Origin of the sequence: Citrobacter sp. Ce119, from assembly GCF_030334525.1 — a bacterium.
GTDB classification, from domain to species: Bacteria; Pseudomonadota; Gammaproteobacteria; order Enterobacterales; family Enterobacteriaceae; genus Citrobacter; species Citrobacter europaeus.
Genome location: NZ_JAOWDR010000045.1, coordinates 400067 through 411784 on the forward strand (window position 1 = coordinate 400067; position 11718 = coordinate 411784).

Annotated in this window: 12 protein-coding genes; 6 read left to right on the forward strand and 6 right to left on the reverse strand. The window is 53.1% G+C overall.

Annotated features, from left to right (window positions below):
• Positions 1-127: 127 nt before the first annotated feature.
• The 4 genes from gyrB to dnaA all read right to left on the reverse strand — a co-directional run bounded on the left by gyrB (position 128) and on the right by dnaA (position 6291).
• Positions 128-2542 carry a DNA topoisomerase (ATP-hydrolyzing) subunit B gene (gyrB, locus tag OGV80_RS08445; RefSeq protein WP_043018809.1) on the reverse strand — a complete coding sequence of 805 codons (2415 nt, stop codon included), beginning with the start codon at positions 2540-2542 and terminating at the stop codon, positions 128-130.
• 28 nt (positions 2543-2570) lie between these two features.
• The gene (gene recF / locus OGV80_RS08450; RefSeq protein WP_003844434.1) at positions 2571-3644 is read right to left on the reverse strand and encodes a DNA replication/repair protein RecF; all 1074 of its coding nucleotides are present in this window, start codon (positions 3642-3644) and stop codon (positions 2571-2573) included.
• Between the two features lie 138 nt (positions 3645-3782).
• Entirely contained in the window at positions 3783-4883 is a 1101-nt protein-coding gene (gene dnaN / locus OGV80_RS08455) for a DNA polymerase III subunit beta (RefSeq protein WP_005121477.1), read from the reverse strand.
• Between the two features lie 4 nt (positions 4884-4887).
• Complete coding sequence (gene dnaA / locus OGV80_RS08460) at positions 4888-6291, reverse strand: chromosomal replication initiator protein DnaA (RefSeq protein WP_043018810.1); 1404 nt, start codon at positions 6289-6291, stop codon at positions 4888-4890.
• Positions 6292-6588: 297 nt separating this feature from the next.
• Between dnaA and OGV80_RS24490 the strand changes: the two genes are divergently transcribed.
• From OGV80_RS24490 to mnmE, 6 genes are all read left to right on the forward strand, one after another.
• Positions 6589-6669: a hypothetical protein gene (locus OGV80_RS24490; protein ID WP_418221920.1), complete on the forward strand. Its 81-nt coding sequence runs from the start codon at positions 6589-6591 to the stop codon at positions 6667-6669.
• Between the two features lie 228 nt (positions 6670-6897).
• Positions 6898-7038 carry a 50S ribosomal protein L34 gene (rpmH, locus tag OGV80_RS08465; protein ID WP_003023858.1) on the forward strand — a complete coding sequence of 47 codons (141 nt, stop codon included), beginning with the start codon at positions 6898-6900 and terminating at the stop codon, positions 7036-7038.
• 17 nt (positions 7039-7055) lie between these two features.
• A complete protein-coding gene (rnpA, locus tag OGV80_RS08470; protein WP_003844432.1) occupies positions 7056-7415 on the forward strand; it encodes a ribonuclease P protein component in 360 nt (119 codons plus the stop codon).
• Positions 7379-7636 (forward strand): membrane protein insertion efficiency factor YidD, encoded by a 258-nt coding sequence (gene yidD, locus OGV80_RS08475; RefSeq protein ID WP_003023846.1) that lies wholly within the window; start codon positions 7379-7381, stop codon positions 7634-7636. The genes rnpA and yidD overlap by 37 nt, the downstream gene beginning before the upstream one ends.
• Positions 7637-7638: 2 nt before the next feature.
• Positions 7639-9285, forward strand: coding sequence for a membrane protein insertase YidC (gene yidC / locus OGV80_RS08480; protein WP_003023844.1), 1647 nt, complete (start codon positions 7639-7641; stop codon positions 9283-9285).
• Between the two features lie 107 nt (positions 9286-9392).
• Positions 9393-10757: a tRNA uridine-5-carboxymethylaminomethyl(34) synthesis GTPase MnmE gene (mnmE, locus tag OGV80_RS08485; RefSeq protein WP_032945460.1), complete on the forward strand. Its 1365-nt coding sequence runs from the start codon at positions 9393-9395 to the stop codon at positions 10755-10757.
• 111 nt (positions 10758-10868) lie between these two features.
• On the opposite strand, the gene OGV80_RS08490 is transcribed toward mnmE, so the two are convergent.
• Both OGV80_RS08490 and OGV80_RS08495 read right to left on the reverse strand, forming a co-directional pair.
• Positions 10869-11135 (reverse strand): hypothetical protein, encoded by a 267-nt coding sequence (locus tag OGV80_RS08490; protein WP_087052863.1) that lies wholly within the window; start codon positions 11133-11135, stop codon positions 10869-10871.
• Positions 11136-11159: 24 nt separating this feature from the next.
• Entirely contained in the window at positions 11160-11483 is a 324-nt protein-coding gene (locus OGV80_RS08495; RefSeq protein ID WP_087052864.1) for a hypothetical protein, read from the reverse strand.
• Between the last annotated feature and the right edge of the window lie 235 nt (positions 11484-11718).

Below are 11718 nucleotides of genomic sequence, written 5' to 3' on the forward strand. Positions count from 1 at the left end.
TGAGTCCGTCCTCATGCTAACGCGATTCCGCTCAAAAAACAGCTACGAAAAGGGGGATAGAAAGGGGAATCGAGATTCCCCTTTTGTCGATCGGTCACAGGCCTACAGGAGCAGGCCCGGGTGCAGGTTAAATATCGATGTTCGCCGCTTTCAGGGCGTTTTCTTCGATAAACGCACGACGAGGTTCAACGGCATCACCCATCAGCGTGGTGAACAGCTGGTCGGCGGCGATCGCATCCTTCACGGTAACGCGCAGCATGCGACGGCTTTCCGGGTCCATGGTGGTTTCCCACAGCTGTTCTGGGTTCATCTCACCCAGACCTTTATAACGCTGGATAGCGAGACCACGACGAGACTCTTTCTGCAACCATTCCAGCGCCTGCTCAAAGCTTGCTACTGGCTGACGACGTTCGCCACGTTCGATAAACGCATCGTCTTCGATCAGCCCGCGCAGCTTCTCGCCGAGCGTACAAATACGACGGTATTCGCCACCGGTCACAAATTCATGCTCCAGCGGATAATCGGTATCGACACCGTGGGTACGCACACGGATCACCGGTTCGAACAGGTTCAGTTCAGCGTCTTTACGCACGAAGCTGTTCCAGGTGCTGCCGTGCATTTCTTTTTCATTCAGCACGTTAACCAACTGGGAAACCCAGGCCGTCACTTTCGCTTCATCAGACAGGCAGTCTTCAGCCAGCGTCGGTTGATAAACCAGTTCTTTCAGCAGCGCTTTCGGGAAACGACGTTCCATACGGCCGATCATTTTCTGCGTCGCGTTGTATTCAGAAACCAGTTTTTCTAATGCTTCACCCGCCAGGGCTGGTGCGCTGGCATTGGTATGCAGCGTTGCGCCATCCAGAGCGATAGAAATTTGGTACTGATCCATCGCTTCGTCATCTTTAATGTACTGTTCCTGCTTGCCTTTTTTCACTTTGTACAGCGGTGGCTGTGCAATGTAAACGTGGCCGCGCTCAACGATTTCCGGCATCTGACGATAAAAGAAGGTCAACAGCAGCGTACGAATGTGCGAGCCGTCGACGTCCGCATCGGTCATGATGATGATGCTGTGATAACGCAGTTTGTCCGGGTTGTACTCGTCACGACCGATGCCACAGCCGAGCGCGGTGATCAGCGTCGCGACTTCCTGAGAGGAGAGCATCTTGTCAAAGCGCGCTTTCTCGACGTTGAGGATTTTACCCTTCAGCGGCAGAATCGCCTGGTTTTTACGGTTACGGCCCTGCTTCGCAGATCCGCCCGCGGAGTCCCCTTCCACCAGATACAGTTCAGAGTGGGCTGGGTCGCGTTCCTGACAGTCCGCCAGCTTGCCCGGCAGACCGGCTAAGTCCAGCGCGCCTTTACGACGGGTCATTTCACGCGCGCGGCGTGCAGCTTCACGGGCACGCGCAGCATCGATAATTTTGCCAACGACGATTTTCGCGTCAGATGGGTTTTCCAGCAGGTATTCGCTCAGCAGTTCGTTCATCTGCTGTTCTACCGCCGATTTCACCTCAGAGGAGACTAGCTTATCTTTGGTCTGTGAGGAGAACTTCGGATCCGGTACTTTCACAGAAACAACGGCAATCAGACCTTCACGGGCATCGTCACCGGTGGCGCTGACTTTCGCTTTTTTGCTGTAGCCTTCTTTGTCCATGTAGGCGTTCAGGGTACGGGTCATCGCCGCACGGAAGCCTGCAAGGTGAGTACCGCCGTCACGCTGTGGAATGTTGTTGGTGAAACAGTAGATGTTTTCCTGGAAACCATCGTTCCACTGCAGCGCAACTTCAACGCCGATACCGTCTTTTTCAGTGGAGAAGTAGAAGATATTCGGGTGGATCGGCGTTTTATTTTTGTTGAGGTATTCAACAAACGCCTTAATGCCACCTTCATAGTGGAAATGATCTTCTTTGCCGTCGCGCTTGTCGCGCAGACGAATAGAGACGCCGGAGTTCAGGAAGGACAGCTCACGTAGACGCTTCGCCAGAATGTCGTATTCAAACTCAACGACATTGGTAAAGGTTTCGTGGCTTGGCCAGAAACGGACCTGAGTCCCGGTCAGTTCTGTTTCGCCGGTTACCGCCAGTGGCGCCTGCGGCACACCGTGCACGTAAGTTTGCTGATGCACTTTGCCTTCACGACGAATCACCAGCTCCAGTTTCTGCGACAAGGCGTTAACGACAGAAACACCCACGCCGTGCAAACCGCCGGAAACTTTATAGGAGTTATCATCGAATTTACCGCCTGCGTGCAGAACGGTCATGATAACTTCTGCCGCCGAAACGCCTTCTTCCGGGTGAATACCGGTCGGGATACCACGGCCATCATCGGTAACGGACACGGAGTTATCAGCGTGAATCGTTACCACGATATCTTTACAGTGACCCGCGAGCGCTTCGTCGATAGCGTTATCTACCACCTCGAATACCATGTGGTGCAGACCGGTGCCGTCATCCGTGTCGCCGATATACATACCAGGGCGCTTACGCACCGCATCCAGTCCTTTCAGGACTTTGATACTGGAGGAGTCATAAGAATTCGACATCAACGTTTCTCGCTCATTTTATCTTGGGTTAATCCGTTATTTTACCCTTTTCCACGGTAAACATCTTCGAATTTTCATCGGACATGTCTATAACGTGTTCAGCGCTGATTGCGCTGACAAAGACCTGAGATTGCGTGGCTTTTAAGCGGCTGGCCAGCAGCCCGCGACGCGCGTCATCCAGTTCAGAGGCAAAATCATCTATCAGGTACAGGCAGCGCCGTCCGCTTTCACGGGTCAGGAACTCCCCTTGCGCCAGACGTAAGGCGCACATCAGCAGCTTTAGCTGCCCACGCGACAACGTGTCTTCCACCGGCGCACCGTCGGCACGAATGCGGAAATCCGCCTTATGCGGGCCGTGCGCGGTGTAGGTCAACATGCGATCGCGTTCAAAACTGCGTTCCAGCACTTCGGCATAATCAGTCTCTTTCTCCCAGCCGCGCTGGAATGAGAAGGAGAGAGAAAACTCGGGAAGAAACTGCTGGCAGGTATCCGCCATATCCTGCGCGATACCGGCGCTGTACTCCGCGCGCCAGGTGCTGATTTGTTCCGCCAGCGGGATCAGTTCTTTATCCCACGGGCGCAGTTGCTCATAACGACTCACCTGGCGCAGCGCCGCATTACGCTGCTTGAGCAGTCGTTTCAGGTTGCTCCAGGCGGTGAAAAATCCGGCTTCATTGTGAAAGCATCCCCAGTCAAGGAATGCTCTTCTATATTTGGGGCCGCCATTGAGTAAAGTAAACCCCTCTGGCGTGATCAGTTGCATCGGCATCAGGTGCGCCAGTTCTGCAACCTTGTGCCCGTCAGTGCCGTCAATACGCACTTTGCTGTCGCCCAGTTTGTCTTTCGTCAGACCAATCGACGTCTCACGCTCTTCCCCTTGCAAACGCCCGTGTAAAACAAACGACTCCTGCTCGTGGCGAATGACGCGACCAATCTGCAAACTGCGAAACGCCCGGCCGTGGCCGAGCGTATAGATGGCTTCCAGCACGCTGGTTTTGCCGCTGCCGTTCGCGCCAACCAGAAAGTTAAAGCCGGGAGATAAAGCGAGATCCGCATTTTCAATATTGCGGAAATCTTTAATCAGGAGTCGGGATAGCGACATATCAACTCATAACCAGGGCGTTATCGTCGCAGTTAGTCTGGTTACGGCCAGCGCACAGCAACCGGAGCGTACTGAAGTACGTGAGGATTGCGAGCACTGCCCGGAGCCAGAATAACAAGTAAGATAGCCCGATATTCTTTACAAGCGCATAGGCATGACGACATAGGCTGCAGATTGTGACGCTGCATCTTCAATCTGTACGCTCGATACGGAATCGGTCAGCAGAATACGCACGTTCTCGCACTTCAGCGCGTTCAGAACGTCCAGTACGTAGCTCACGTTAAAGCCGATTTCCAGCTCAGTACCAGGATAGGAGACATCCAGAATTTCTTCTGCTTCTTCCTGCTCCGGGTTGTTGGCGGTGATTTTGAGCTGGTTTTCGCTGACATACAGACGCACGCCGCGGAATTTCTCGTTAGAGAGGATCGCCGCACGAGCAAATGCCTGTTTGAGGATATCGCAACCGGCTTCCAGATGTTTGTCCGGATTCTTCGGCAATACGCGGCGATAATCCGGGAACCGACCGTCAACCAGCTTGGAAGTGAAGATAAAGTCGCCCACGTGCGCACGAATGTTGTTGCTGCCAATCTGCACGCGCAGCGGGTTATCACCGCCGTCGAGCATACGCATCAGTTCAATCACGCCTTTACGCGGTACGATCACCGAATGGCTTGGCAACGGCTGACCGACAGGCATTGAACAGACCGCCAGGCGGTGACCGTCGGTCGCCACGGTACGCAGCTCTTCCCCTTCGGTTTCAAACAGCATGCCGTTTAAGTAGTAACGTACGTCCTGATGCGCCATCGAAAACTGCGTGGCTTCAATCAGACGCTTCATCGTAGCCTGCGGCAGGGTAAATTCGACTTCGCTCTGCCAGTCGTCCAGATTCGGGAAGTCGGCAGCAGGCAGCGTAGACAGCGAGAAACGGCTGCGACCAGAACGCACCAGCATACGGTCGCCTTCCAGTTGAACGGCAATCTCCGCGCCTTCCGGCAACCCGCGGCAAATATCGAAGAATTTACGCGCCGGAACGGTGGTCGCACCAGGTTCATGCGGCTGGATCAGCGCCACGCGCGCCACCATCTCCATTTCGAGATCGGTACCGGTCAGCGAAAGCGCACCGTCAGCAACCTGCAGCAGCAGGTTTCCGAGAATAGGCAGTGTAGGACGTCCACCCAGCGGGCCGCTGACCTGCTGAAGCGGTTTTAATAAATGTTCACGTTCAACGGTAAATTTCATAGCGTCACGAAGATAATGTTCTGATTAAATTGGAGAAATCTTCTTTAATATCATGGCTTTCTTCACGCAACTGCTCAATCTTGCGGCAGGCATGAAGCACGGTAGTATGGTCACGCCCACCAAACGCGTCGCCAATTTCCGGCAGACTGTGGTTAGTGAGCTCTTTTGCCAGCGCCATCGCCATCTGGCGCGGACGAGCTACCGAGCGAGATCGACGCTTAGAAAGCAGATCCGCAATTTTGATTTTGTAATACTCCGCCACCGTCTTCTGAATATTGTCGATGGTGACCAGTTTTTCCTGCAAAGCCAGCAGATCGCGCAGCGCTTCACGCACGAAATCGATAGTAATCGCCCGGCCGGTAAAATTGGCGTTGGCGATCACGCGGTTCAATGCGCCTTCCAGTTCACGCACGTTAGAGCGTAGACGTTTGGCAATAAAGAACGCCACTTCCCCGGGCAGACGAATGTCGTTTTCGTCGGCTTTTTTCATCAGGATCGCGACGCGCGTTTCCAGCTCAGGTGGTTCGATCGCCACAGTCAGTCCCCAGCCGAAGCGGGATTTCAGACGATCTTCAACGCCGTTGATCTCCTTCGGATAGCGATCCGAGGTCAGGATGATCTGCTGATTGCCTTCCAGCAGGGCGTTAAAGGTGTGGAAAAACTCTTCCTGCGATCGTTCTTTATTCGCGAAGAACTGGATATCGTCAATCAGCAGCGCGTCAACGGAGCGGTAGTAGCGTTTAAACTCTTCGATCGCGTTGTTTTGCAGGGCTTTAACCATATCCTGCACAAAACGCTCGGAGTGCATATACACCACTTTCGCGTTTGGCTTACGCGCCATTATGCCGTTACCGACGGCGTGCAGCAGGTGAGTTTTACCCAGACCCGTACCGCCATAAAGGAATAACGGATTGTAGGCGCCGCCAGGATTGTCCGCCACCTGACGTGCCGCCGCGCGCGCCAGTTGGTTAGATTTACCTTCAACGAAGTTATCAAACGTGTGTTTGACGTTGACGTTAGAACGATAGGTAGGTTCTGCCGGGGCCGGGACGTTATCCCAGCCTGGGCGCGCTGCCGGAGCGGCGCGTTGCGGTTGCACTTGCTGCGCTACGTAAGCGGGCGCAACAACGTTGTTCACCGGCGTCTTCAGCGTTTGCGTGACGGGTTTAGTACCGACTTCAAAGCGCAGCTGTGGGGCATCCGCTCCACAGAAGTTATTGAGTAATCCATTAATATTATTAAGGTATTTATCCCTTACCCAATCGAGCACGAAACGGTTTGGCGCATACAAAGCCAGCGTGTTATCGCTCAGTTCCGCCTGCAACGGGCGTATCCACATACTGAACTCTGTGGCTGGTAACTCATCCTGCAATCGGGCAAGACACTGCTGCCAAAGCGAAAGTGACACGGCGGACTCCACTCGAACAAAAGTCGATAAATGACAAAGGCTGAAACATTCATGATTGTTGACGCACATCGACAAGACCCTATGCAAAGGGTGACGTGCGAATTGCTATCTGCAATTTTTCCCCGATCAGGATCCATTGAAACGATCGGGACCGCGGATCATAGCGTAAACTGAGAAAGAGATCTTCTGTTTCTCACAGATTCTTCCCGATTTATCCACAGGATGATCCAGAATCGGCTAAGTGTAAACGATCCTGGAGAAGTGCTGCAGGTTTTAGCGCGCATATTGAAAAAATTAATGAGTAAAGATGCTTTACTGCTTAAACGATCTAATAAAGATCCCGTGCGATCCTTGCGCTTTATCCACCAGCCCGTATAATTCTTACCCCCAGCGAGTAACGGTCGCCTTACGGCGTCAACGCTGCCTGTTTTTTACGCGAAACCGTGCGGAAAAAAGCGGGAAATAAGGAAAGAGAATTGACTCCGGAGTGTACAATTATTACAATCCGGCCTCTTTAATCACCCACACTGTGGCGTAAGTCGTTCGAAACTCGTTCGGGTATACGCAAAAGTCAGTGAATTTATTCAAGTTTAGGTAGAAATCGCCATGAAACGCACTTTTCAACCGTCTGTACTGAAGCGCAACCGTTCTCACGGCTTCCGTGCTCGTATGGCTAATAAAAATGGTCGTCAGGTTCTGGCACGTCGTCGTGCTAAAGGCCGTTCTCGTCTGACCGTTTCTAAGTAATAAAAGCTAGCCCCTGAGTGGTTAAGCTCGCATTTCCCAGGGAGTTACGTTTGTTAACTCCCACTCATTTCACATTCGTCTTCCAGCAGCCACAACGGGCTGGCACGCCGCAAATCACCATCCTCGGCCGCCTGAATTCGCTGGGGCATCCCCGTATCGGTCTTACAGTCGCCAAGAAAAATGTTAAGCGTGCGCATGAACGCAATCGGATTAAACGTCTGACGCGTGAAAGCTTCCGTTTACGTCAGCACGAGCTTCCAGCAATGGATTTCGTGGTGGTGGCGAAAAAAGGGGTTGCTGACCTCGATAACCGTGCTCTCTCGGAAGCGTTGGAAAAATTATGGCGTCGCCATTGTCGCCTGGCTCGCGGGTCCTGATAGCCCTCATTCGGGTCTATCAACGCCTGATCAGTCCGCTGCTTGGGCCGCATTGCCGTTTCACTCCAACCTGTTCGAGCTACGGAATTGAGGCATTGCGCAGGTTTGGAGTGATAAAAGGCAGTTGGTTGACGGTGAAACGCGTATTAAAATGCCACCCTTTACACCCTGGTGGTGACGATCCCGTCCCGCCCGGACCATTTGATACCAGAGAACACTAACGATGGATTCGCAACGCAATCTTTTAGTCATCGCTTTGCTGTTCGTGTCTTTCATGATCTGGCAAGCCTGGGAGCAGGATAAAAACCCGCAACCTCAGGCCCAACAGACCACGCAGACAACGACCACCGCAGCGGGTAGCGCCGCAGACCAGGGCGTACCGGCCAGTGGCCAGGGGAAACTGATTACGGTTAAAACTGACGTGCTTGATCTGACCATCAACACCCGTGGTGGTGATGTGGAACAGGCTTCACTGCCAGCTTACCCGAAAGAACTCGGTTCTACCGAACCGTTCCAGTTACTGGAAACCACGCCACAGTTCATCTACCAGGCACAGAGTGGCCTGACAGGTCGTGACGGCCCGGATAACCCGGCTAACGGCCCGCGTCCGCTGTACAACGTCGAAAAAGACGCGTTTGTACTGGCTGACGGTCAGAACGAACTGCAGATCCCGATGACCTATACTGACGCAGCGGGTAACACATTCACTAAAACGTTTGTCCTCAAGCGTGGTGAATATGCTGTCAACGTTAACTACAGCGTGCAGAACGCCGGCGAAAAACCGCTGGAAGTCTCCACCTTTGGTCAGCTGAAGCAATCCATCAATCTGCCATCTCATCGCGACACCGGGAGCAGCAACTTTGCGCTGCACACTTTCCGTGGCGCGGCGTACTCCACGCCGGATGAGAAGTATGAGAAATACAAATTCGACACCATTGCTGAAAACGAAAACCTGAACGTCAACGCTAAAGACGGCTGGGTCGCAATGTTGCAACAGTATTTCGCAACGGCATGGGTTCCGCGTAACGACGGTACCAACAATTTCTACACCGCTAATCTGGGTAACGGCATTGCCGCTATCGGCTATAAATCACAGCCGGTACTGGTTCAGCCTGGCCAGACTGGCGCGATGACCAGCACCCTGTGGGTCGGCCCGGAAATTCAGGATAAAATGGCGGCCGTTGCACCGCACCTGGATCTGACCGTGGATTACGGCTGGCTGTGGTTCATCTCTCAGCCGCTGTTTAAACTGCTGAAGTGGATCCATAGCTTCCTGGGTAACTGGGGCTTCTCCATCATCGTTATCACCTTTATCGTTCGTGGCATCATGTACCCGCTGACCAAAGCGCAGTACACCTCCATGGCGAAGATGCGTATGCTGCAGCCTAAGATTCAGGCTATGCGTGAGCGTCTGGGCGATGACAAACAGCGTCAGAGCCAAGAGATGATGGCCCTGTACAAAGCTGAGAAGGTTAACCCGCTGGGCGGCTGCTTCCCGCTGATCATCCAGATGCCAATCTTCCTGGCGTTGTACTACATGCTGATGGGCTCCATTGAACTGCGTCATGCGCCGTTCGCTCTGTGGATCCATGACCTGTCCGCACAGGACCCGTACTACATCCTGCCGATCCTGATGGGCGTGACGATGTTCTTCATTCAGAAGATGTCTCCGACCACCGTGACCGACCCGATGCAGCAGAAGATCATGACCTTTATGCCGGTCATCTTCACCGTGTTCTTCCTGTGGTTCCCGTCAGGTCTGGTGCTGTACTATATCGTCAGCAACCTGGTAACCATTATTCAGCAGCAGCTGATTTACCGTGGTCTGGAGAAGCGTGGGCTGCATAGCCGCGAGAAGAAAAACTCCTGATTCGGTGTAGGCCGGATTAGGCGAAGCCGCCATCCGGCAAACGGAACATAAAGTAAAGGGCGGTCATTTTAGACCGCCTTTTTTATTGTATTAAGAAGAGACAAACCATGAGCCATAACGACACCATCGTCGCTCAGGCCACCCCTCCGGGACGTGGTGGCGTGGGTATCCTGCGTATCTCCGGCCTGAAGGCACGTGAAGTCGCAGAAACCGTACTGGGAAAACTGCCAAAACCGCGTTATGCCGACTATCTGCCGTTTAAAGACGCGGATGGCAGCGCGCTGGATCAGGGGATTGCCCTGTGGTTCCCCGGCCCGAACTCCTTTACCGGCGAAGACGTTTTAGAGCTTCAGGGCCACGGCGGCCCGGTGATTCTTGATCTGCTGCTCAAACGTATTCTGACCATTCCCGGGCTGCGCATTGCCAGACCAGGTGAATTCTCCGAGCGCGCATTTCTCAATGATAAGCTCGATTTAGCCCAGGCAGAGGCGATTGCCGACCTGATCGATGCCAGCTCAGAGCAAGCCGCTCGCTCGGCGCTAAACTCGTTGCAGGGCGCATTTTCCGCACGGGTAAATCATCTTGTGGAAGCGCTCACTCACCTGCGCATCTATGTGGAAGCGGCGATCGACTTTCCGGATGAAGAAATCGACTTCCTGTCTGACGGCAAGATTGAAGCGCAACTCAACAGCGTTATCAGCGATCTTGATGCCGTTCGTGCCGAAGCGCGTCAGGGCAGCCTGCTGCGCGAAGGGATGAAGGTGGTGATTGCCGGGCGTCCTAACGCCGGGAAATCAAGCCTGTTAAACGCCCTGGCTGGCCGTGAGGCAGCCATTGTCACCGACATCGCCGGGACAACCCGCGATGTGCTGCGTGAGCATATTCATATCGACGGGATGCCGCTGCATATCATCGACACAGCCGGTCTGCGTGATGCCAGCGATGAAGTTGAACGCATTGGTATCGAACGAGCCTGGCAGGAAATCGAACAGGCCGACCGAGTACTGTTTATGGTTGATGGCACCACCACCGACGCCGTAGACCCGGCTGACATCTGGCCAGACTTTATTGCCCGTCTGCCAGCTAAACTGCCGATTACCGTAGTGCGTAACAAAGCGGACATTACCGGTGAGACGCTGGGCCTTAGCGAAGTAAATGGCCACTCACTGGTTCGCCTCTCCGCGCGTACCGGGGAAGGCGTTGACGTGCTGCGTAATCATCTCAAGCAGAGCATGGGCTTTGAAACCAATATGGAAGGCGGCTTTCTGGCGCGCCGTCGTCATCTGCAGGCGCTGGCAGAAGCGGCGGAACATCTTGAGCAAGGCAAAGCCCAACTGCTCGGAGCATGGGCCGGAGAACTTCTGGCAGAGGAGCTACGTCTGGCGCAGCAGAACCTCAGTGAGATCACCGGGGAATTTACCTCCGACGATCTGCTTGGACGGATTTTCTCCAGTTTCTGTATTGGTAAGTAGGCTCTAAATTTTGGCTTTTCATTTGAGATCGTGCGTGGGTCGAGAAACGAAAAGCAGGCACAAAAAAAGCGGAGAATCCCTGCTTTTCGGATTCTCCGCGGCTCCAAATGATCAGCATTCCATGGCGTCAGCCCCGCACTCGTCGGTGAGTGCGCGAATTTTAGACTCTGAAATCAACGAGCGCTCACCTGCAAGAAACGATAATTTTTTGTATGACTCAACATCCCCGCCAGTTAACGGTGAGGGGAACGCAATATTGCGCTCGATTAGATCATCGTTAATCGCACTGGCGATAGTGCCGTCGCTAAAACCGGCGCGAGTTAATCGATTAATTTTTTGATAGTTCCACTCGCGTAAACCTGCCGCAACAATACCCATAATTAATTGCCTCCAAATAATGTATTAATCAGTTGATAAGGATTTGGCAACACTGCCGGAGGTGCTGCCTCCAATGACCGCGCCAACCGTGGTGACGACGGCCTTTCCTCCCGCCATACCCAGGCCACCAGAAGCCAGGCTCCCACCGCCTAACGTAGCGAGTCCAGCAGAAGAGGCCGCCGCACCGCTTAAGGTCCCACCGGCCACGCCCAACCCCGCAGCACTCGCCGCTGCGCCTATGGCTGGTGCCATGACCGCTGCCGCGCCACCGGTCGCGACGGTCACCGCCACGACCGCGAGAGACTTGATAGGATTTTCACGAATATAATCAAAGAGATCGCTAAACATATTTATCACCTTTATCAACGTAACGGGCTCATGCCTCGCTGACATCAATGATATTCAACACACCAAATAAATCAAAATAAAAAATAAATTATATAATTTGATGTAAAATAGTATTTATTATAAAAAGAATTCGCATATTTTTATTACTTGCCTTATTTGGTTCAATAAATTATTTTTTATTTGGTATTAGTTTTATATATTGACTTATAAAAAAAGGCTGATAATTTTCAAAGCA